The sequence below is a fragment of the Zobellia russellii genome, assembly GCF_018728565.1.
In the GTDB taxonomy this organism is placed as follows: Bacteria; Bacteroidota; Bacteroidia; order Flavobacteriales; family Flavobacteriaceae; genus Zobellia; species Zobellia russellii.
Genome location: NZ_JACSOI010000011.1, coordinates 87,815 through 109,240, shown reverse-complemented (window position 1 = coordinate 109,240; position 21,426 = coordinate 87,815). Strand labels below are relative to the sequence as shown.

The window sequence follows — 21,426 nt, the reverse complement described above, 5'->3', positions numbered from 1 at the left end:
TGCAAATATATAGTATTTTAGAATTTCATAACCGTAGCCTATAACCGTAAATACTATGAGTGAATTTATAACACGAAGTGCCTCATTGGAAGATTTGGAAACATTGCTTGAATTTGAGCAAGGAATCATTGCTTTTGAAAGACCGTATGACCCAACCTTAAAGAAGGACCCGATTAGTTATTATGATTTGGGGGAATTGATAAAAAGTAATGAAGCCCAGATGGTAGTTGTTGAATTCAACGGGCGTTTGGTAGCATCTGGCTATGCTAAAATCAGACCGGCTAAACCGTACCTTAATCATGAAACCTATAGTTATTTGGGGTTTATGTACACGCATCCGGATTTTAGGGGGAAGGGGCTCAATAAAAAGGTGGTGAAAGCCTTGCGGGATTGGTCCATTTCAAAAGGTATTACAGAAATACGCCTTACCGTTTATGATGAAAATGATGCAGCTATTAAAGCCTATGAAAAAGCAGGTTTTAAAAAGCATATTATTGAGATGCGAATTGTTGATTTAAAGTAGCCCTGCAATAGCTTTAATATCCCTTCTGAAATCGTATTTTTGAAAAAAAGACCTTTATGACATTCGAGAACACCTTAGCGTTTGCCCAAAAGTTGGATTCTGAAGATAAATTACGAAGCTATCGCGATGAATTTTATTTTCCTAAAGTAAATGGAAAACAGGTTATCTATTTTACGGGAAACTCCCTTGGATTGCAGCCTAAGCGTACCCAAAAGTTTGTAGATGAGGTCATGACCGACTGGAAAGAGCTTGCCGTAGAAGGTCACTTTCACTCGGATAAACCATGGTGGGATTATCACGAGCAGTTAGCGGCCCCATTGGCCAAGGTAGTGGGGGCAAAAACAGAGGAAGTATCCGTAATGAACACCCTAACGGTAAACCTTCATCTTTTGATGGTTACTTTCTACAGACCTACGAGTAAACGTTATAAGATTCTTTGTGAGGAAAAAGCATTTCCGTCAGATCAGTATATGCTGCAAAGTCAGGTTAGAAATCATGGGTTAGACCCCAATGATGCTTTGGTAGAGGTAAAGAAAAGGGATGGTGAGCATTTCTGGCGTACCGAAGATGTTCTTCAAAAGATAGAAGAGTTGGGAGATGAGTTGGCATTGGTTCTTATTGGGGGCGTAAATTACTACAACGGTCAGGTTTTTGATATGGAAACCATTACCAAGGCCGGTAAGGCCGTAGGTGCCAATGTAGGGTGGGATTTGGCCCATGGTGCCGGAAATATAGAATTAAAATTACATGATTGGGATGTGGATTTTGCCGCATGGTGTAGCTATAAATATATGAATAGCGGACCCGGAAATGCTTCCGGTGTATTTATCCATGAGCGTTATTTGAATAAAAAGGACATACCCAGGTTTGAGGGATGGTGGGGAACCAAAAAGGAAACCCGATTTTTAATGAAACCGGAATTTGAACCCATGGCAAATGCCGATGCTTGGCAGTTGAGCAATCCTCCGGTACTATCCGTAGCACCATATTTGGCTTCTTTGGAGATGTTCGAGGAAGTGGGCATGGATGCCTTACTAGAGAAAAGAGATCGCATTGTGGCCTATTTGGAGTTTGTTCTTCATGAAATAGATGGCGAAATAGACGGAACCACTTTTGAGATTATAACTCCAGAGGATAGAGGTACCCAATTATCCGTTTTTCTTCACGGACAGGGCAAACCACTTTTTGATTATTTAATGGATAACGGAGTCATTACGGATTGGCGAGAGCCTAATGTTATTCGCTTGGCACCAGCTCCTTTTTACTGTTCGTATGAAGATATGTACCGCTTTGGTCAGATTTTAAAAGAAGGCATCAAGACGTTGTAATTTCTATATTCTTTCAATAGACGTTTTTACCCCATTTTTAGGGGATAGGAGCGATTTTTAGGTATTTCAAACTTTTTAATTAGTGTATTTCATCGATAATATTGACCATTCATCGGCTATTATGGTGGTTTATCTCGTACGTATAAAGTAAGTTTTGGCCCCAAAATTTAAAATGAACACTAAATTGAAAAATATGAAAAACAAAACGTTCCCTACTCGTCTTATGCTTTTATTGGCAGTAAGTACATTGGTAATGGCCTCCTGTTCCAATGATACCACTGAGCTTGATGCCGAAACTTCTGTAGCTCCCAAAGCAGAAGTTCCGGTTGATCAAGATGCTGAATTTATTACAAAATACTTTATGGGCGATGCCGTACAGGTGCAACTAGAAGAGGATGGCACCTATAGCTTGGCAGGTACGGACACACGCTTGTTCGAGGAGCAACTGACAGATTCCCCTGACAGCTATAATCCTAATCCTGTTCCCGGAGAAGAATTGTCCGGATTGGCGTTGGCGGGCGGCATTAGAAAATGGCCGGATAATACGGTGTATTATGTAATTAACGGTTTAAGTTCTAGCGTGCGCAGTGAGTTGCAAAAGTCTTTTGACGAATGGTCCAATAAAACCAACGTTAGGTTTAAAGAACGTACCAATCAATCTAATTACGTTACCATATCTTCTTCAGGTTCTAATAGTAATTCAGGGGTGGCAACTTTAGGAATGTACAATTCTCGTGGTTATATTAGATTAGGCACTCGTGCTACGGCCGTTGTCATCATACATGAACTGGGGCATACCTTGGGTTATATTCATGAACAGAACAGGGCAGATAGGGATGACCATATTATAATCCGTACGGAAAATATTCAATCCAATGCTCAGGACCAGTTCTATAAAAGTACTTCTGCAACCTTCCTTACCGGTTCTTTTGATGTAAATTCAATAATGATGTACGGTAGCTACACATTCAGTAAAAACGGACAGCCTACTATAACGGACCTGAACGGAAATACGCTGCCACAAAGACAAGCACGTTTGTCTACTTTGGATATTCAAGGAACCAATGCTGCTTATCCTTCTTCGGGTGGTGGTGGCGGTAATCCGCAACCGGAGGAAGACCTATGCGATACTACTGCTGATTACTCCTCAAGTAAAAGCTATAGGGTAGGGGATTATGTGCTTTATTATGGTCGTTTGTACCAACGGGACTATACGCGCTGGAATTATATTAAACGATGTAGCTAAAACCAAATATGGGCCAGAAACGAACTCAAAGACTATCTATAGAAGATGGTCTTTTTTTGATTTATAGGTTAGCGTTTTTAAAGTACCTTAAGTATTAAATTCGTTTCATGAAATCATTACGCCTTGTACTTGCCAATTCCCGTTATTTTGGGGCTGCCTGGGTATTTGCCAGTATAAATATTCTTTTTGGTACTTGGGCAATTTATATACCAACTGTAAAGGAGCAGCTTCAAATAGACAAGTCCCAATTGGGTTTGGCTATATTTTTTCTTTCTCTAGGGGTATTTACGGTGTTTCCTATGGCTTCATCTATCATTAATAAAATAGGGGTAGGAAAGGCAACATGGTACGGGGTGGTGTTGAGCAGTATAGCTGCCCTTTTGCCTTTGTTGGCACCTAGTTATTATACCCTTATGGCCGCACTTTTTCTATTAGGGGCTTCCAATGGGTTTACGGATATTTCTATGAATACCTTGGTAACGGAGCTGGAAAAGGAGGATAAGAAAAATTTTATGAGTGCTTCTCATGGCTTTTTCAGTTTGGGAGGGGTATTGGCCGGTCTTGGTAGTTTTCTTATCGGTCCTTTGGACAATCCACCTTTACATATGTTATTGGCGGTGATACTGGTTTTGGTCGTGAATTTTATTTTCCACGGAAAATATAAGAATGTAGTGGCAGCAGTTGAAGAAAAGGAAGCATTCAGTTTAAAATTATTTAAGCCGATGCTGTTTCTTGGGTTGATCTCATTTGTAGCGATGGGGAGTGAAGGCGCCATTGTAGACTGGAGCGGACTTTATTTAAAGGAAATAAGCCTGGCACCCGAATTGCTCTGGGGCGCCGGATTTTTAGGTTTTCAGGTTACCATGACCTTGGGGAGATTTTTAGGTGATGGTATAAGCGAAAAAATGGGCTCGGTAAAAATGGTAACTTTTGCTACTATTTTGGTGTTGGTAGGATACCTCATGGTTTTAAGTACCGAAACCTATATGGCCATTTCAGGGTTTGCTTTAAGCGGACTCGGTTTTTCCGTTATGGTACCCGAAGTTTTTCGTATTGGAGGCAAAGTGAAAGGTGTGGATTCTGCGCAAGGTGTTTCTTTTATTGCTGGCACGGGCTATACCGGATTTTTGGTAGCTCCGCCAATTTTAGGGTTTATTGCCGATAGCTCTTCACTCAAGACCTGTTTTCTGGTATTGTTCGCTTGCGCTCTTTTGGTATTGGCCGCTACTTTTAAATTGACCAGAAACCGAAAAAAACGTAATACTTAGTTTGTTTTTACTTCAATGTTGGTAAAATAGAGTTTAAAACTACCATCTTCATTTTGATGCATTTTGGCAATTTTGAGTCCACCTGCTTCGGTGTAATCTTCCCAAGTGGTGGTCATAGAAGGTTCTTCTTGGTTACCTTTTCTAAACACCCATTCTTTAACTAGATAATCATCGCCAAAATAGAAATCATAAGCATCTCCAGGGGTATAGCCACCTTCTTGCTTGTAAACTACCGTTAGTTTTTGCATGGGCTTTTTACTGATTGGTGCCTCTACATTTGGTGTAAGCTCATTGGTGCTTCCATCTTTGTCCCATAAAATATTTATAGGCGCTATGAGCCAATATTTATCATTAATGAATCCGCCATTGGTTTTATAGGCGGTACTATCCATGTCTTTTCGGTTGTAGACTAAAGTGTCTTTGGTAGATATGGCAGTAACTTGGTTAGTTTTTGGTTTCCAAATCCATGTACGTTCAAAGTGAGAAGTATCACGGTCTACATTAAAAGTAAATTTAAGCTCTTCTACCTTGTTCCAGTTTTTGTAACCATTGGCATAGGCTATTTTTTCTAGAATGGATAGCTCTTTTTCAGGTTGTGGTGCTTCAGACTTTTTGGTCTCTTTACAACCTATAACTAAAAAGGTTAAAAGTATGCAGGCAGAAAAGTACTTTGTCATAGCTAGAATTTTCCCCAAAGATAACCGCTTTTGTTTAAAGCAAAGACTGTAAAGTAAAATGGATGACGAGGTACTTTTATAAAAATGGAAAATCTATTTAGAAATAACGAGGAGATTTCATGGCTTTTAAACCTCGGTCAAAAAGTTCATAGATAAGAATGACCTCATGTGTGCCTCCGGAATAGGGTCTAAAAGTTGAGGTAGGTAAGTCATAAGCATACCCAATTCTAAAAGAATCGGAAATAGCATAATCCATTAGTAGCCCAAAACTGTCCGAGTCATTAAAACGATAGGAAGCACCGATCCAAAATTTCTCATAGAAAAGAAAATTTGCCGTTACATCGTATGATGCAGGTGCCCCGTTGGTGTATTTAAGTATTGCCGTGGGCTTGAATTTTGTGGTTTCTCCTATATCAAAAACATATCCACCAATGGCGTAATAACTATTACGTTCAAGAGCCACGAATTCACCATTGTTTAAATCGGTATTAAGAATACGAGGAGTTGAAACACCCAGATACCATTTATTGGAGCTTACATAAATTCCGGCTCCCATGTTGGGGTTCCATTTAGAAAAACCATCAAAGAAGAATGGGTCCGTTTCGTCCGGAGTATCTAATTTGTAGTTGGTAACACCACCTTTTAACCCTAAGGCCATATTAACGGTGCTACTTAAGGGAACGGTATATGAGATATCCGCATAAATGTAATTGGTTTTTTCATATCCCAATTGGTCGTTTATATAGGATAACCCAACACCTACATTACTGAACCGTATAGGCGTATGAACCGATAGGGTGCTTGTGGTAGGATTACCTTCTATACCTGCCCATTGGTTTCTGTGCAAGGCAGTAGCATTTAACGTTTGCCTGCTTCCGGCGTATGCCGGGTTTATGGACATGGTGTTGTATACGTATTGTGTAAATTGCGGTAGTTGTTGCGCATTTGAGAAAAAGGCACAGCTTATAGCTAGAACAACTAGATATTTTTTTAACGTAGTCATGACTGCCTTTTTTAGTTAGAACCGATATAGATATATCCGTTAACAGGTTTTATTTCATTGTTTCCAAAGCCAATGATATAGTAATATGTTCCTGATGAAAGCATAGCTGAGTTGCCCAATGAACTTTTAGGTGCATAGCCGCTCCAATCATTAGTGTAATCGCTATTTTCATAGACAATATTGCCCCATCTGTTAAAAACTTTTAGATGATAGGTGTAATCACAACCTTCTAATCCTGAAATTTCAAACACATCATTTATGCCATCGCCATTGGCGGTCAGGGTTTTGGAAACTACTAGATTTTCAATATCACAAGGCATATCCGCTTCAACTATAATAAGCTGGGTATGTGTAGTTTCGTTACCGTTGTTATCTACGGCAATCCATGTTCTTGTAATTTCGTAACCTGTAGTACAGTCTTCGTTATTTGTTGCGGTTTCCGTGAAAGTTACTACGGGGTCCGTATCGCAATTATCTATAGCCGTTAGCACATCTGCCTCGGGAATAGAATCACAATCTACAATAAGGTCTTGCGGAAGTTCTTCCACAAATGTTGGTGCTTCCTCGTCCATCATACATTCATCGGATATTACAGTGATAATTTGTGTATGGGTGAAGGTATTGTTGGCATTATCCGTTGCTGTCCAAGTTCGGGTTATCTCGTAACCGGTTTCACAATTTCGGTCATTGGTTGCGGTCTCCGTAAAAGTTACGGTAGGGTCCGGGTCGCAATAATCTATAGCAGTTAGGATGGCCGCATCCGGTACTCCGTTACAAGGTACCGTAATATCTTCAGGAAGATTTTCAGCAAAGACCGGTGCTTCTACATCGGTAATGCTAATGATAATAGTAGTGGGGTCTCCGTTTCCAACGCCACATTCATCAAACGTAAACGAACTGTTAGAGGTTTGTTGGGTTGTGTTGATTTCGCCGGTGTACAAAGCCACGGTTTGAGAATCCGAATTAAACGTACAAGCGGGAATACTTGAAAAGTAAGCATCATCTTTAATACGTACCGCATATTGAATAGTATAGGGCGCACTGGTAACATCAGTATAACCATCGGCTACATTAAAAGTAAGTTCTCTTGTAACCGAGTCAAAATTATAGGTAATCTCACTTGGCAACGGTTCCACACTTATAAAGTCCATTTCTTCGGGTATAGTAGTAGAGAAAGATAAATTTCTAATATTGTCGTTCCCCGTATTGGCCACATCCAAATATATCTGAATGGTTTCTCCAGTTCGTGGGTTTTCATCCGAAGCGGTGGCGTAAAGGTCTAGTGAGTTTAACGATGGTTCGTAAACTTCTACGGCCATACCTAAAAGATAAAGTCCATAAACCTCTTGGTCTGAAGTCATCCGAACCGTAGCCGATGTTTGATTGTTGGTAATTAGGGAGTTGCCCGTGTTTTCCAAATTAAACAAGCTGGCATCATACCCTAATGTATTTGAACTTGCGGGCATTCTGTCCAAAAAGTCACTGCCATTTGTGGTAATGGAACTATTGAAGAAATTATTGGCCGGTCTCATTGGAGTGGACAAAGGTTCCCATGAGTTAGAGGTATCCAATATCAATAACTGATCCCGAGAAATTCCTCTATCTCCTTCAAAAGAACCAATGACCATATTTGCTTTTACCTCACCATTAGGTACAGTTTGGAAACCATCAAAAGTAACATCAAAATTATTCTGTGTGCTTGTAATATGGGCATATCCATCAAAAAGGGTAATGTGTTTCTGTGGCATAAGCGGACTCTGCCAAACAAAGACTATTTGCCATCCACCGGATGTACCTGTTCTTCCGCCACCATGAGATAGTAATTGTCCTTCAGTGGCTTTAACATTGGCTACTTGGTAGGTGCCAAAAGGGTCGCTCAACCCTTGTACGTAACTCGTAATGTCCTTAACACAGATATAGGGGTCGTTAACAAAATGGTCGTCCCTACCGCGGTAAATAACTTCGTCTGCAGTTAGGGTGGCCTCATAGTTACTAGACCCTGGCAGCATTAATTTAATATTATCAAAACTCCAAGAAGGCTCAACGCCTCCATTGCCCGCAATTGGTGTTCCGGAACCATCTACTTCATATTCTTTATCGGCTGCAGCCCAATACAGAAAAACACGTTCTATGGTCAAGCAAGAACTGCCAGGAGAGGGGTTTGATAAATTAGCGCTACTAGAATTAAATGTAGTAGGATCACTATCTATATCTACAAATACGTTGTCCGAAAAATCATGGTTACTACCGTTCCCGTTGTATGCATTTGTTGCATGCCGGGAAAGTACGTTGTTTGCAACCATAGTAAAGTCACCTGTTATGGTTTCCGAATACCGAGGAGAGAACCCTCTTTGAAGTTGCGCACTGACGGAGTTAAAAGCGAATATGAGAAAAACGAACCCAAGAGCTCGTGTAATTTTTTTTTGGTGTAATTTTTTCTTCATAATTATAAGTTTTGTAAACATATAATTAGAAGCTACATTAAGTCTTTACCTGTAAAGGGTGTGCAATGGTGTAATTAAGGTCAAGTTCAATCTGTAGCAACTAGGTTATTTGGGATAAAAAAGTGCCGTAATTTTATAGCATATGTTTTATTTGTTCTGTACAAAGGTCACCTATACCCTTGTTAATTAGTAGACTATACGATGAACGTAGGTTTTATTCGTTAGCGGCATATATCTATAGATGAGCGGTTTATTTCTATCGATGAGAATAAATGAACGGTTTGGGACGGGTTGTAAGAAAAAGCGATGAAGGGTAATTACATTGATAATCATGTAACACTATTTTGGTACAGATAAATTGTTTAATTTTGAGATGTATAAATAATAGCAAATGAGTTCTAAAAAAGGAAAAGTTCAAGAAGCGATAGACGAAAAATTGTTAGAAGAAAGAAAGGTCTTCTTATGGGGCATGGTAGATGATGATTCCGCCAAGCACGTTATAGATCGTTTATTGTATTTAGATATGCAGAATAATGAAGAAATACAGTTATATATAAATAGTCCGGGTGGTTACGTTACTTCTGGTTTTGCTATGTATGACATCATAAAATCTTTAAAAAGCCCTGTTTCTACAATCTGTACAGGTCTTGCGGCCTCTATGGGTTCTATATTGCTTTCTGTTGGAAAAAAAGGTAGAAGGTTTATTCAGCCCCATGCGCAGGTTATGATTCACCAACCAAGTGGTGGTGCAAGAGGCCAAGCTTCAAATATTGAAATTCAGGCCAAAGAAATCATCAAGACCAAAGAATTGAGTGCGCGTATTTTAGCCGACAATTGTGGTCAGGACTATGAAAAGGTATTGAGAGATTTTGATAGGGATTATTGGATGAATGCCGAAGAATCTATTGCCTATGGCATTGTAGATGGTATTTTAGAATAGTAATTTTAATCTCCAAAAAAAAAGAAAAAGTCCTTCGTAATTAAATTATGAAGGACTTTTTTTGGGATATATAGACGCTCTCGCGAAACCATTATTGTATTTACAAAGCAAATTTTTGCGTAGGATGTTCCTTTTCCCCAAAAACTATATAACCTTAGTATAAATCGGGCTTTTCAATAATAGCATTGGCTCTTTTTTTTAAGGCTTCTAGTTCTTCTGCGGATTTTTTGTTCAACAGGCTCATCATCATGGCCATACGGTTATTATCTTTAAAATGTGCTCGCTTTTCGTCTAGAAAGTTCCAGTACAGAGCATTGAACGGACACGCCTTGTCTCCTATTTTTTTGGTGTGGGAATAATGGCAGCTACTACAATAATTGCTCATTTTGTTTATATAGTTGGCGCTACTAACATAAGGTTTGGTGGCTACAATACCACCATCTGCAAATTGGCTCATACCCCTTGTGTTGGTTATTTCTACCCATTCAATGGCATCAATATAGATGCCGAGGTACCAAGCATCTACTTGGTCGGGGTCCGTCATGTTTAAAAGTGCAAAATTACCAGTAATCATCAAGCGTTGTATATGGTGTGCATAGGCCTCGTCAAGACTTTGTTCAATGGCATGATGCAAACAATTCATTTTAGTTTTACCGGTCCAGAAGAAATCGGGTAGAGAGTTGGTGTTATTTAGTTCGTTGACCTTGGAATAGGTAGGCATCTCTTTCCAATAAATACCGCGCATATATTCTCGCCAACCTAGAATTTGACGAACAAAGCCCTCTACTTGAGAAATGTGAATGGTATCTGTATGTTCATGGTAGTATGCTATGACCGAATCAATGACTTCTTTGGGTGAAATCATCTTACTGTTCATAGCAAACGATAACCTTGAATGAAACAAAAACTTTTCATTTGTGTGAAGGGCATCTTGAAAATCACCAAAATGTTCCAGCAGGTTCTCGCAGAAGTAATCCAAGACGGCCAATGCTTCTGTTCTTGAACAGGGCCAATTAAAATTAGTAGGGTCTATGCGCCCAAATGTTTGTGCTCCACTTTCATTAATTTCGGATATAAGATGCTGCACATTATTATGAAAGTCCTTAGATGTTGGTATCGTAGGTTGACCTTTCCATTTTTTACGATTGCTATGGTCGTAATTCCACTTGCCGCCTTCTGGTTGGTTTCCGGTGGTTAGAATATGGTGTTTTTTACGCATCATGCGGTAGAAACTTTCCATGATAAGCTGTTTTTTGCCTGAGAAAAAGTTTTTGAGCTCAAATCTAGTGGTATAAAAATGCTCGGTTTCTATGGCTTTATAGTTGCAATCCAGATTTTGGCAAATGGATTGTAATTGTAGGTCCAAACGATATTCATCCGGTAATTGGTATTCAAAATTTGTCGCGGTGGTCTCCTTAATGTAATGTTTTATTATTTCTTCCAAGTTTTGAGGGTTGTTATTATCGGAAATTTTCAAATAAATACACTGATGGCCTTTGGACTTTATAGTTTCGGAGAAATTACGCATAGCTAAAAAGAATGCCACTACTTTTTGGATATGATGTTTAACATAGTCCGTTTCTTGGCGCATTTCGGCCATTAAGTAAATAACATTTTTATCTACAGCTTTAAACCAAGAATGGTTTTCGTTCAGTTGATCTCCTAAGATGAGTCGTAATGTCTTCATGAATATAATTTATATGCTGTAGTTATTTAGAAGAGGGTTTCTTGTAACCACAGATTTTGAAATTTTCCTTGAGGGTCATAAATACTTGCTTGGCGTTCTATGTTGAATTTTCTATTCCTAGGGTCGTTTCCTACACCACTTGTATACATCCAATTGCACCAATTGCTATGCACATCGTAATCTATGAGCATACTTTCAAAATAAGCGGCGCCAATACGCCAGTCTTGTTCTAGCTCTTTGGACCAAAAACTTGCTACGTTTTGGCGCCCGCGATTACTCATCCACCCTGTTGAAGACAATTCTTTCATATTGGCATTTATGAAAGGAGATTTGGTACGGCCTTCAATCCATTGTATTAATAATGTTTCAGAGCTATGCCAATTATATGGTCTTCCGGAAATACCTTTTAAGCAGAATATTTTATTTTGATGTTTTAAAGAAATGTATTTGAAATAGTCTCGCCATAACAGTTCAAAGATGAGCCAGTACGTACTCTCATTTTTGATAATTTCTTTTTCAAAATCTTTTACATGCCAGTAAATGGTTCGTGGAGATATACTACCATTTGCTAACCATGCGGAAAGTTTAGAACTATAATCCGAACCAATTAGTCCGTTACGAGTTTTTTTATAAACCGATAATTTCTGTTTTTTCCAGATATATTCTTCAATTCTTTTGATTGCTTGGTTTTCTCCGCCTTTAAAAGGAAAAGCAGTTCTGAAGTCTACTTCAAAACTCAAAAGACCTAAATCCGAAAGTTCTAAACTTTTATGACGCTGTTTAATTAAGTTGTTTTTCGGCTGGGGTAGAGGTACAGGAATAACTGGGTTGACTTTAGTTTTAGCTTCGCATGTTTTTCTAAAAACTGTAAAGACCTCGGGTATATTTTGGTAGTCTTGAAATGGAATTGCGTCCGGGTGAATTAAAAACTGACCGTATGAACATTTAAATTTTATATAATCGGGAGATGCTAGAATTACGGATTCTGAAACACTTCTTTCCTCTGTAGTCCATTCTTCTTGAAAGTAAACCGCTTCAATACTATACTTCTCAATTAGGTGTGGAATCGTATGTTCCGGTTTATCGTAAACTATTATCAAAGAAATATTAAGTTCACTAAGGTTTCTTTCTAATTCGTATACGGATTCTATTAAAAATTGAGCGCGATAATTTGAAGTCTTTTGAAAACCAAAAATATCTTTTTCATAATGCCTTGGGTCAAAACAATATACCGCAATAACATTGTCTTTAGTATTGCAGGCTTGCGATAAAGACGGATTATCGGCGATTCTTAAATCGTTTCTAAACCAGACTAAATTCATAGGATATATTTAATTAATAAAAGATTAAAATTCAATTTGCCATTTGTCTACATTTTTTACTACAATATTTTACATTTTCCCAATCGCGTTCCCATTTCTTTCGCCACACAAAAGGTCTGAGGCAGACCACACAAACTTTAGTTGGTAGATGTGTTTTTTTATGACTCATGCCAGAGAGAATTTGTCTTCTCATGAGGTTTGGCATAGGCCAACCTGTCAATAACTTTTGGTAAAGCATAGCCGTCCAAACCTACAGAGGAAATTGTATTTGCTTTGTCCAATTGTATCCAACCATCTTTTGATACGATTTCTTCATTGATGTATATATGCTTGATGGCGCCAATAATTAGGAGACATCCGTTTTCCTCTATAGTATATTCGTTTACAAATTCACAACCTATTTTAATAGAACTCTCAGCTACATAAGGAACCTTGAAATTATCCAAGAATTCTTCGGTCAAACCCGTTTTTTCAAATTCAGATGTAAGCGCATCATATTTTGCAGAGGTATGATGTGCATCTTTGTATATGGCCTCGTTAACTTGATTTACCGTGAAAAAACGATTCTTTTTGATGTTGTTGTAAGTGTCTCGGCGAACAGTTAATGGACGAGAAATAAAGCCTAACATTGCGGGATTACTCCCAATATGTACTACAGAATTAAATAAGGCCAAGTTTGTAAATTGAGGACCAGCTATTGAAGCTATAAGGTTTAGTGATTTATAACCAGTACAGCTATTTATGAGATTGGCGCGGTAACGAGAAGTTAGTTTACTTAAATCTTCGTCTTGATAGTGCAACATTGTTTGGCGTTTTGTTTAATAAAATTATGAAATATTAAAACAATATATCTTCTCTATGTGTAATTGCGTCAATTTTTAGGACTATAGGGGTACATTTAATTTTGATGTCTTATTTTAGTCCTTTATTAGCCTCTCAGCTTAAATATATGATACAATCTTCTAAGAATATAGCCATAATAGGCTCTGGCCTTGTTGGCTCTTTACTGGCCATATATCTCAAAAAAATGGGCCATACCATTACCGTTTTTGACAGGAGGCCGGATATTAGAAATATTAAATTTTCAGGACGCTCCATTAATTTGGCCATGAGCAATAGAGGCTGGCAATCTTTGGCCGAGGTAGGTATAGAGGATGAAATAAAAAAGATAGCTATCCCATTGGATAAGCGAGCCATGCATGTAATAGATAAGCCCATCTATTTTCAAAAGTATGGGAAAGAAGGAGAGGCTATTTGGTCTATTTCTAGAGGTGTGCTGAACAAAAAGATGATAGACTTGGCGGAAGATGCCGGTGTGGAGTTTCGTTTTGATGAGAAGGTCTGGAATGTAGACTTACCAGAAGCTACATTATATACAGGAGAGACCGAAAAAGGCGAGTGGAAAGAATACAACTATGATATAATTTTTGGTTGCGATGGCGCATTTTCTCGTGTACGGCATAAAATGCAACGCCGAAGCAGGTTTGATTATTCACAGGATTTTATTGACGTAGGCTACAAGGAACTTTCTATACCGGCCAACGAGGACGGCACTCACAAACTGGATAAAAATTCGTTTCACATTTGGCCTAGGGGTAAATTTATGCTGATTGCCATGCCTAATATTGATGGTAGTTTTACCTGTACCTTGTTTATGCCTTTTGAGGGAGAAGTATCCTTTGAAAGTATTGAAACAAAAGAACAAGCAAAAGACTTTTTCAAAACCTACTTTCCTAATGTTAGAAAAGAGATAGAAAACCTAACACAAGACTTTTTCAAGAACCCTACAAGTGCTATGGTAACTATGAAATGTTATCCTTGGACCTATTGGGACAAAGTGGCTTTAGTGGGAGATTCTGCCCATGCAATCGTTCCTTTTTACGGTCAAGGTATGAATGCAGGTTTTGAAGATATTTTTATGCTAAAGCAGAAAATAGAGAAGTACGGAAATGATTGGGAAGCTATTTTTAAGGAGTATCAAGAAGAACGAAAACCAAATGCAGATGCCATAGCGGAACTCAGTTACCGCAATTTTGTTGAAATGAGCAGTAAGACGGCCGACCCTAAATTTCTGTTACAGAAAAAAATAGAAAAGCGTTTTGCGGCCCTTCACCCGGATAAATGGATTCCGGCCTACTCTAGGGTTACATTTTCTAACAGACCCTATTCAGAAGCCCTAGAAATGGGTGATGCTCAGGAAGCTATTATGCAAAAAGTATTGGAAATGCCCAATATTGAGGATAAGTGGGATAGTGAAGAAGTAGAGCAGAAGATATTGAGCTTGATTTAATTTTTTCTATTCCGTAACTCGGATTGGCGCATGGGCATAGCATCTATTGTGTTGTATATAGTTTCTGGATTAACCGGCAGCGGTTTTTTTAATTTGGCACCGCCGTCCTTACCTATGAGTAAAATACCTTCATAATCGGTCATTAATTGGAATTGTTCATAGACGTGTTCAGCTTTTACATCCAATTTACTGCCATCCGTATTAAAAATATTTTTACGGTTCATTATTAGAATAATAAGATCACGGTCCTTTAATTCATTTTTATTCTCTGTAAATAGCTTTACATTTTTTTCAAGAGTAAGAGATTCATTATCAGCTATGAAAAATAATAAACGGTTCTCCCATTTGTAATCATCAAGGTTTTGACTCCATGAGTAGCACCAAGTCATAAAGAATAGGATTGGAAACAAAGGTTTAAGAATTTGCATAATTAGCTTTTCTATAGTTGTTAAGATACCAAAAAAAAGCCATCCACTTGAAAAGTAGATGGCTTTGGTTTTATTAGGGAAATGTAGAATTACATTTTAGTAAACATTTTTCCCATTTTTTCTTGCTCCTCTTCAGCTAGAACTGGATCAACCAATATTCTACCACTGTGCTCATCCGTAATTATTTTTTTACGGGAAGCAATTTCTACCTGTACCTGTGGCGGAATAGTAAAGAAAGAACCTCCTGAGGCGCCTCTTTCGATTGGCACAACAGCTAAACCGTTCTTAACGTTGTTACGGATACGTGTGTAAGCCTTAACAAGACGTTCTTCTATTTCGCTTTGGTATTTTTCAGACTGGGCAAGAAGTGCTTTTTCTTCTTTTTCGGTCTCGGCCAAAATAGCATCAAGCTCGCTTTTCTTATGCTTTAAGTGAGACTCGCGCTCAGATAAACGTTCTTTCGTTTCGGAAATAACTGCTTTTTTCTGCTCTATCTGTGCTTTGAACTCTTTAATGTTCTTTTCCGCTAATTGAATTTCAAGTTCTTGAAATTCAAGTTCTTTGCTAATAGAGTTAAATTCTCTACTGTTACGAACGTTCTTCTGTTGTTCCGTATATTTTTTTATAAGTGCTTTAGACTCATCTATAAGGTTCTTTTTTGCGCCAATCTCAAAATTGATGGTCTCAACATCTGTTTTCAACTTGTCCAATCTTGTTTTAAGACCAAGAACGTCATCTTCTAAATCTTCTACTTCTAAAGGAAGTTCGCCTCGTACATTACGTATTTCATCTACTCTTGAATCAATCAATTGCAAGTCGTACAATGCCCTTAACTTTTCCTCTACCGTTGCTTCTGATTTTTTTGCCATATATTTTATAAATACTTGATGGGATTGGTTTTACTTTCCGATAAACGGATTGCAAAATTAGGGATTTTTTTTGTAAGATACTCAACTAAAAGGTTTTTTGTAAACTGCTCGCTTTCATAGTGTCCTATATCTGCAATAATCATTTTACCTTCCGCTTTGTAAAATTCATGGTATTTTATGTCCGCTGTAATCAAAACATCCGCACCTGCTGCCATTGCAGGCGAAATGGCAAAAGCACCACTGCCGCCCAGAACAGCTATTTTTTTGATTTTTCTTCCTAGCAACTTCGAATGGCGAATACCGCCTGCATTCATTTTTTCCTTTACTTTCTTTAAAAAAGAGAAGTCTTCCATAGGTTCTTCAAGTTCACCTATCATGCCCATACCTATGTTTTGATCCGTATTTTCCAAAGTCATCACTTCATACGCCACTTCTTCATAGGGGTGGGTAGTGAACAAAGCCTTCATTATTTTTGCTTGGTTTACCTTGGAAAAAGTAACGCTTAGTTGGGTCTCTTCTTCGTAATGGGTTTTTCCTATTTCGCCAAGGGTAGGGTTGGCCTGTTCACCGGCTTTGTAACTTCCTTGGCCGTTGGTGCTAAAACTACAATTGCTGTAATTGCCAATATTTCCTGCTCCTGCACTAAAAAGGGCATCTCTAAGGGTGTTGGCATCTTTAATTGGTACGTAGGTGGTCAGTTTTTTAATGGTCTCCTTCTGGGGGATTAAAATTTGTGGTTTTTTTATGCCAAGAACCTCACATATTTTGGCATTTACACCTTCTGGAATATTATCCAGAGCCGTATGCATACTGTAAATGGCAATGTCATTTTTAATGGCTTTGATAACCACCCGCTCTACATATGATTTTCCTGTCAACTTTTTCAGTCCCCCAAAAATGATGGGGTGAAAACTTATTATTAGATTACAGTTTTGTGAAATAGCCTCATCTACCACGTTTTCCAACGTGTCCAAGGTTACAAGTATGCCGGAAACCTTTGCTTTGCTATTTCCGACCAGAAGGCCAACGTTGTCAAAACCTTCGGCATAGGCTAGAGGTGCTAAATCTTCAAGTATTTGGGTGACTTCTTTTACGGTCATAGCTATTTTTATGAGGTCTAAAGATAAAATATTATAATTTCGCCCTGTGCAAGTACTCAGAAAAATATTATTTCCCGTATCGCTGATTTATGCGTTGGTAGTTTACTTCCGGAATTATTTCTATGATAAAGGAATTTTTAGTTCCCAAAGTTTTACAACACCCACTATTTGTATTGGAAATTTAAGTGCGGGCGGAACCGGGAAAACTCCTATGGTAGAACTTTTGGTAGCTATGCTAAAAGATAGCTATAAAGTGGCGGTGTTAAGTAGAGGGTATCGCAGGAAATCAAAAGGGTTTGTACTTGCCCGTGAAAATGCAACGGTAGACCTATTGGGTGATGAACCTTATCAGATATTTTCTAAGTTTCCCGATATAGCTCTGGCCGTAGATGCAGATAGGAGGAATGGAATAAGAACTCTTAAAGAAAAAATACAACCTGAAGTAATCTTACTGGATGATGCATATCAACACCGAAAAGTGAATTGCGCGTTTTCTATTCTTTTAACCTCTTATGGTCATCTTTATGTTGATGATTGGTATTTGCCAACTGGAAATTTAAGGGATAGTAAAAAAGAGGCGGGTAGGGCCCAAGTAATAATCGTAACCAAATGCCCTAAAGATTTGAGTGCTGATGCCCGGAAGAGGATAGTAGCGAAGTTAAAACCAAAACCATATCAAGAAATTTGGTTTACTTATCTAGCTTATGAAGATGAATTAAAAACTATAGATACTACCGTTTTCTTTGATACTTTGAAAAAAAAGGAGGTAACCCTTGTAACAGGAATAGCTAACCCAGCACCTTTAGTGGATTATTTAAAAAGAAAAGGTCTAAACTTTGAACATCTGAAATTTAAGGATCATCATGATTTTAGTGAGGCTGAGTTGAATGATTTGCGGCAAAAACAATGTATTTTAACCACTGAAAAAGATTTTGTAAGACTGAAGGGTAAAATAGATAACCTTTATTACATTCCTGTAAAACATAAGTTTTTTGGAATGGGAGAAGATGCCTTAAGAGAAAGGTTACAACAATTTATGAAGTAGTATTTTTAAGCTCTTTTCTATTAAAAATGTTCTCACCTATTTTCTGGTAGAAGACTTCTGGTTTAAACGGTTTTGTAATAACATCATTACAGCCCGCGGCATAGAAGCTCTCTAAACTGTCGTCCAGCGAAATTGCGGTAAGCGCTATAATTGGTGTGACGATATCAAATTTCCGAATTTCAATAGTGGCCTCTTCACCGCCAATGCCCGGCATATGTATATCCATTAGAATGGCATCGTAATAATTCTCACGGGCCATATCTATTGCTTCTCCACCATTATTGGCAATGTCACTGGTAATCTCTTTTTTAGTGAGCATTTTCTTGGTGATGACCTGGTTAATTTTGTTGTCCTCAACAATTAGGATATTCAGGCCTTTAAAATCAAAGTCTTCTGGAGTTACTTCAAAAGGAATGTCATCAACCAGACTGTCTTTACCTTTTACGTCTAGCTCAAAGAAAAAGGTACTCCCAACCCCCAGTTCACTCTCTAATTCTATTCTACTTTCAAAAAGTCCCAATAGACTTTTTACAATAGTAAGGCCAAGTCCTGTGCCCCCATATTCCCTATTAATTTGTATTGAACCTTGTTCAAAACCGTCAAAGATATTTTGCTGTTGTTCTTTGGCTATACCTATTCCGTTATCTTTAACCTCAAAGTAAAGTTTAACGTCTTCATCTTCTTTCTTTATGAGTTTTGCGGTTACTTTAACCTCGCCGCCTTTAGTAAATTTTAAAGCATTACCCACAAGGTTCAGGAAAATCTGAGACAGTTTTAACGGGTCGCTCATTAAGTGGTAGGGTATGTTGCGGTCGTAATCTAAAGTTAATTTAGTCTTGTTACTCTGGGCACTTTGTTGAAGCGAATCAATAACTTCCTGTAGCACTTTTTTAAGGTTGAACTCAACGTTAAGAGGCTCTAATTTGTCCGCATCAATTTTATTGATTTGAAGAATATCGTTTATAAAATTCAACAGGTAATCTCCTGAGAATTTTAATGCTTTTAGATGTTCTTTTTGACCTTTGCTCGGGTTTTCCTCTAGCAACAAATGCGTTAGCCCTGTTACGGCATATAGCGGTGTTCTAAGTTCATGGCTAACCGTAGACAAGAAATTGGTCTTTGCTTCCATCGCCGTAACGGCCGCATCCCTAGCAGCTTTTAATTCATTGTTTTTGGTCTGTAATAAATCGTTGGTTTTAAGCTTGATCTGGTTGTTTCTGAATAAGGATACGGCCAAAAGTGTAATAATCGTTAATAGGGCAGAGGTAAGGATTGCCGTAATATCGGATTTGTTTTTGGACTCGTTCAGTTCTTCAATTTTTTGTTCTTGGCGCTTTATTTCATCGCTCATGAAATCAAACTGAATTTTCTCGGCAGTTTTGGCCTCGGTCTTCATTTTGGCAATGTTGAAGAGTGAATCCCGTATATGAAGCAAATTACGGTTGTTTGCCAATGACTTATCGTAGTTGCCTAATTTTTCATAAACTGTGGTCAGCATTTCATTAGCTTCCCATATTTCTTTAAAAAATTTATTTTTCTTTGCCAGTTTAAGTGCATTTTCACCGTTTTCTGCACTTTCTTCAAATTTTTCGGTCTCTAAATCCAGTTGAGCTAAGCCTAAATAAGCTTTGGTGGCTAGATAGTCGCTTTCATATATATCGGTATTGATGATAAGCGAATTAAAGTTCTTAGCAGCACTATCATATTTTTGTAGTTTGAGGAAAATATTACCTTCCGCCAGTAAAATATTGTTGAAAAAATTACGGTCGTTATTCAGCTGCTTGGCTTCGTTCAGCATAAAAATGGCCTGAAAATTTTTATCGTCGTGAAAAAGTAAAATGGCTTCAATATACTTTTGCATAGCACTACCGTAAGGGTATTCTATATCCTTAAGCAAAGCTTTTGCCCTATCCCAATAGAAATAAGTAGTTTCTTCTTTTTTAAGTTTCAGGTAGACCAACGCAAATTTATGATAGCAGTCTATGAGCGCTTTTACATCAGCTTTTTCCTCGGCTACTTTTGCGGCTTTTTCCAGAGCCTCTAGGGCTAAATCGGTTTGATCTCTATTGCGGTATGCACGGGCTTCCTCAAAATAGATACGAACATCGTTATTTTCAAGGGCAAGACTATCTTGGGCCTCTAAATTTTGAGCAACCCAAATCAATACGAATATCGAAAGTAATTTTTTTATGCCGATATGTAGAAAATCAAGCTTCAAACGTATTTATTTCTTGTCAATAGTAAAATTAAATCTATAAGTCTGCTACTATAACCGGTTTCGTTATCGTACCATCCAATTATTTTAACCATTTTTCCAATAACCGAAGTCATCATAGAGTCAAACGTACAAGAATAATAACTATTGTTTATATCAATAGATACTATTGGATCTTCTGTGTATAAAAGTATGTTTTTGAGCTCTTTATCGGATTTTTTCTTAAAAACAGTGTTGATTTGGTTTATTGAAGTTTCTTTTTTAACATTAAAGGTAATATCTGTTAATGATCCATTTGGAACAGGAACCCTTATTCCGCATCCACCGATTACATCTGCCAAGTGCGGGAAAATTTTGGTAAGGGCTTTTGCTGCTCCTGTTGTAGTGGGAACAATAGACTGAGAAGCTGCGCGAGCTCTTCTTAAGTCATGATGTGGTTGGTCATGTAGACTTTGGTCTGAAGTATATGAATGTATTGTGGTAATATATGCCTGCTCTATACCGCACAGTTCATCAATAACCTTAATCATCGGGGCGGCATTGTTGGTGGTGCATGAGGCATTGGAAATTATATCATCATCGGCATTTAGGGAAACCTCGTTAATTCCCATAACAATCATCTTTATATCCTCATCTGCGGGAGGAGCGGATAAAATCACCTTTTTTGCGCCGTTGGCCAAATGAGGTTGAAGACTCTCTTTGGTCTTGAATTTACCGGAACACTCCACAACAATATCCACATTATAATCGGACCAAATAATGTCATTTGGAGTTTTGTGATTGGTTAAGGCCACAGACTCTCCGTCAACAATTATAGTGTTTTCTTTATAAGTGATATCATGGTTAAAAACACCATGAATACTATCATATTTTAGTAAATGAGAAAGCGTTCTTGCATCTGCCAAATCATTGATGGCAACTACATTTAGGCTAGGGTGGGCGTCTAAAAGCCTAAAAAGTGTTCGACCTATTCGGCCAAATCCGTTAATGCCAATAGTGGTCTTTTTCATAAGAAAATTAGGGCTAAAGAATACGACTAAC

The 21,426-nt window shown here is 38.0% G+C and carries 19 protein-coding genes; 7 read left to right on the top strand and 12 right to left on the bottom strand.

The genetic code is table 11. The features are described 5' to 3' along the window. Positions 1-55 precede the first annotated feature (55 nt). From H9565_RS19080 to H9565_RS19065, 4 genes are all read left to right on the top strand, one after another. A complete protein-coding gene (locus tag H9565_RS19080; RefSeq protein ID WP_215441967.1) occupies positions 56-523 on the top strand; it encodes a GNAT family N-acetyltransferase in 468 nt (155 codons plus the stop codon). Between the two features lie 56 nt (positions 524-579). Next, a complete protein-coding gene (kynU, locus tag H9565_RS19075; RefSeq protein ID WP_215441966.1) occupies positions 580-1,851 on the top strand; it encodes a kynureninase in 1,272 nt (423 codons plus the stop codon). A gap of 193 nt (positions 1,852-2,044) precedes the next feature. Beyond that, the gene (locus H9565_RS19070; protein ID WP_215441965.1) at positions 2,045-3,097 is read left to right on the top strand and encodes a M12 family metallopeptidase; all 1,053 of its coding nucleotides are present in this window, start codon (positions 2,045-2,047) and stop codon (positions 3,095-3,097) included. A 107-nt stretch (positions 3,098-3,204) separates the two neighbouring features. Next, positions 3,205-4,365, top strand: a complete 1,161-nt coding sequence (locus H9565_RS19065; protein WP_215441964.1) for an MFS transporter — start codon at positions 3,205-3,207, stop codon at positions 4,363-4,365. On the opposite strand, the gene H9565_RS19060 is transcribed toward H9565_RS19065, so the two are convergent. From H9565_RS19060 to H9565_RS19050, 3 genes are all read right to left on the bottom strand, one after another. Continuing rightward, on the bottom strand, positions 4,362-5,042 hold the full coding sequence (locus H9565_RS19060; protein WP_215441963.1) for a hypothetical protein: 681 nt from the start codon (positions 5,040-5,042) through the stop codon (positions 4,362-4,364). The genes H9565_RS19065 and H9565_RS19060 overlap by 4 nt on opposite strands. Before the next feature lie 97 nt (positions 5,043-5,139). Next, positions 5,140-6,045, bottom strand: coding sequence for a PorP/SprF family type IX secretion system membrane protein (locus H9565_RS19055; protein ID WP_215441962.1), 906 nt, complete (start codon positions 6,043-6,045; stop codon positions 5,140-5,142). Positions 6,046-6,056: 11 nt separating this feature from the next. Further along, positions 6,057-8,489, bottom strand: coding sequence for a gliding motility-associated C-terminal domain-containing protein (locus tag H9565_RS19050; RefSeq protein WP_215441961.1), 2,433 nt, complete (start codon positions 8,487-8,489; stop codon positions 6,057-6,059). 391 nt (positions 8,490-8,880) lie between these two features. Here H9565_RS19050 and H9565_RS19045 point away from each other — a divergent pair, with 391 nt between their 5' ends. Beyond that, positions 8,881-9,429: a ClpP family protease gene (locus H9565_RS19045; RefSeq protein ID WP_215441960.1), complete on the top strand. Its 549-nt coding sequence runs from the start codon at positions 8,881-8,883 to the stop codon at positions 9,427-9,429. A gap of 154 nt (positions 9,430-9,583) precedes the next feature. Here H9565_RS19045 and H9565_RS19040 read toward each other — a convergent pair whose 3' ends face one another. Genes H9565_RS19040 through H9565_RS19025 form a run of 4 tightly spaced genes read right to left on the bottom strand, consistent with a single transcriptional unit; the run spans position 9,584 to position 13,241 of the window. After that, the gene (locus H9565_RS19040; protein WP_215441959.1) at positions 9,584-11,116 is read right to left on the bottom strand and encodes a cryptochrome/photolyase family protein; all 1,533 of its coding nucleotides are present in this window, start codon (positions 11,114-11,116) and stop codon (positions 9,584-9,586) included. A 26-nt stretch (positions 11,117-11,142) separates the two neighbouring features. Beyond that, the gene (locus tag H9565_RS19035) at positions 11,143-12,438 is read right to left on the bottom strand and encodes a DASH family cryptochrome (protein ID WP_215441958.1); all 1,296 of its coding nucleotides are present in this window, start codon (positions 12,436-12,438) and stop codon (positions 11,143-11,145) included. Between the two features lie 31 nt (positions 12,439-12,469). After that, the gene (locus H9565_RS19030; protein WP_215441957.1) at positions 12,470-12,607 is read right to left on the bottom strand and encodes a DUF2256 domain-containing protein; all 138 of its coding nucleotides are present in this window, start codon (positions 12,605-12,607) and stop codon (positions 12,470-12,472) included. After that, the gene (locus tag H9565_RS19025; protein ID WP_215441956.1) at positions 12,597-13,241 is read right to left on the bottom strand and encodes a flavin reductase family protein; all 645 of its coding nucleotides are present in this window, start codon (positions 13,239-13,241) and stop codon (positions 12,597-12,599) included. The genes H9565_RS19030 and H9565_RS19025 overlap by 11 nt, the downstream gene beginning before the upstream one ends. A 146-nt stretch (positions 13,242-13,387) precedes the next feature. Here H9565_RS19025 and H9565_RS19020 point away from each other — a divergent pair, with 146 nt between their 5' ends. Continuing rightward, positions 13,388-14,728: an FAD-dependent oxidoreductase gene (locus H9565_RS19020; RefSeq protein ID WP_215441955.1), complete on the top strand. Its 1,341-nt coding sequence runs from the start codon at positions 13,388-13,390 to the stop codon at positions 14,726-14,728. Here the strand turns inward: H9565_RS19020 and H9565_RS19015 are convergent. The 3 genes from H9565_RS19015 to H9565_RS19005 all read right to left on the bottom strand — a co-directional run bounded on the left by H9565_RS19015 (position 14,725) and on the right by H9565_RS19005 (position 17,125). Next, complete coding sequence (locus tag H9565_RS19015) at positions 14,725-15,156, bottom strand: DUF4174 domain-containing protein (RefSeq protein ID WP_215441954.1); 432 nt, start codon at positions 15,154-15,156, stop codon at positions 14,725-14,727. The genes H9565_RS19020 and H9565_RS19015 overlap by 4 nt on opposite strands. An 89-nt stretch (positions 15,157-15,245) precedes the next feature. Next, positions 15,246-16,025, bottom strand: a complete 780-nt coding sequence (locus tag H9565_RS19010) for a zinc ribbon domain-containing protein (protein ID WP_215441953.1) — start codon at positions 16,023-16,025, stop codon at positions 15,246-15,248. 5 nt (positions 16,026-16,030) lie between these two features. Beyond that, the gene (locus H9565_RS19005) at positions 16,031-17,125 is read right to left on the bottom strand and encodes a Nif3-like dinuclear metal center hexameric protein (RefSeq protein ID WP_215441952.1); all 1,095 of its coding nucleotides are present in this window, start codon (positions 17,123-17,125) and stop codon (positions 16,031-16,033) included. 46 nt (positions 17,126-17,171) lie between these two features. On the opposite strand from H9565_RS19005, the gene lpxK reads away from it, so the two are divergent. Further along, positions 17,172-18,170: a tetraacyldisaccharide 4'-kinase gene (gene lpxK, locus H9565_RS19000; protein WP_215441951.1), complete on the top strand. Its 999-nt coding sequence runs from the start codon at positions 17,172-17,174 to the stop codon at positions 18,168-18,170. On the opposite strand, the gene H9565_RS18995 is transcribed toward lpxK, so the two are convergent. Both H9565_RS18995 and gap read right to left on the bottom strand, forming a co-directional pair. Further along, positions 18,160-20,388, bottom strand: a complete 2,229-nt coding sequence (locus H9565_RS18995; RefSeq protein WP_215441950.1) for a tetratricopeptide repeat-containing hybrid sensor histidine kinase/response regulator — start codon at positions 20,386-20,388, stop codon at positions 18,160-18,162. The two genes, lpxK and H9565_RS18995, sit on opposite strands and share 11 nt — an antisense overlap. Next, positions 20,385-21,395 carry a type I glyceraldehyde-3-phosphate dehydrogenase gene (gene gap, locus H9565_RS18990; protein WP_215441949.1) on the bottom strand — a complete coding sequence of 337 codons (1,011 nt, stop codon included), beginning with the start codon at positions 21,393-21,395 and terminating at the stop codon, positions 20,385-20,387. Before gap ends, H9565_RS18995 begins: the two co-directional genes overlap by 4 nt. Between the last annotated feature and the right edge of the window lie 31 nt (positions 21,396-21,426).

Bases quoted from the DNA above. Each gene is read 5' to 3' on its own strand.
- H9565_RS19080 (WP_215441967.1), top strand. From the start codon at position 56: ATGAGTGAATTTATAACACGAAGTGCCTCATTGGAAGATTTGGAAACA.
- kynU (WP_215441966.1), top strand. From the start codon at position 580: ATGACATTCGAGAACACCTTAGCGTTTGCCCAAAAGTTGGATTCTGAA.
- H9565_RS19070 (WP_215441965.1), top strand. From the start codon at position 2,045: ATGAAAAACAAAACGTTCCCTACTCGTCTTATGCTTTTATTGGCAGTA.
- H9565_RS19065 (WP_215441964.1), top strand. From the start codon at position 3,205: ATGAAATCATTACGCCTTGTACTTGCCAATTCCCGTTATTTTGGGGCT.
- H9565_RS19060 (WP_215441963.1), bottom strand. From the start codon at position 5,042: ATGACAAAGTACTTTTCTGCCTGCATACTTTTAACCTTTTTAGTTATA.
- H9565_RS19055 (WP_215441962.1), bottom strand. From the start codon at position 6,045: ATGACTACGTTAAAAAAATATCTAGTTGTTCTAGCTATAAGCTGTGCC.
- H9565_RS19050 (WP_215441961.1), bottom strand. From the start codon at position 8,489: ATGAAGAAAAAATTACACCAAAAAAAAATTACACGAGCTCTTGGGTTC.
- H9565_RS19045 (WP_215441960.1), top strand. From the start codon at position 8,881: ATGAGTTCTAAAAAAGGAAAAGTTCAAGAAGCGATAGACGAAAAATTG.
- H9565_RS19040 (WP_215441959.1), bottom strand. From the start codon at position 11,116: ATGAAGACATTACGACTCATCTTAGGAGATCAACTGAACGAAAACCAT.
- H9565_RS19035 (WP_215441958.1), bottom strand. From the start codon at position 12,438: ATGAATTTAGTCTGGTTTAGAAACGATTTAAGAATCGCCGATAATCCG.
- H9565_RS19030 (WP_215441957.1), bottom strand. From the start codon at position 12,607: ATGAGTCATAAAAAAACACATCTACCAACTAAAGTTTGTGTGGTCTGC.
- H9565_RS19025 (WP_215441956.1), bottom strand. From the start codon at position 13,241: ATGTTGCACTATCAAGACGAAGATTTAAGTAAACTAACTTCTCGTTAC.
- H9565_RS19020 (WP_215441955.1), top strand. From the start codon at position 13,388: ATGATACAATCTTCTAAGAATATAGCCATAATAGGCTCTGGCCTTGTT.
- H9565_RS19015 (WP_215441954.1), bottom strand. From the start codon at position 15,156: ATGCAAATTCTTAAACCTTTGTTTCCAATCCTATTCTTTATGACTTGG.
- H9565_RS19010 (WP_215441953.1), bottom strand. From the start codon at position 16,025: ATGGCAAAAAAATCAGAAGCAACGGTAGAGGAAAAGTTAAGGGCATTG.
- H9565_RS19005 (WP_215441952.1), bottom strand. From the start codon at position 17,125: ATGACCGTAAAAGAAGTCACCCAAATACTTGAAGATTTAGCACCTCTA.
- gap (WP_215441949.1), bottom strand. From the start codon at position 21,395: ATGAAAAAGACCACTATTGGCATTAACGGATTTGGCCGAATAGGTCGA.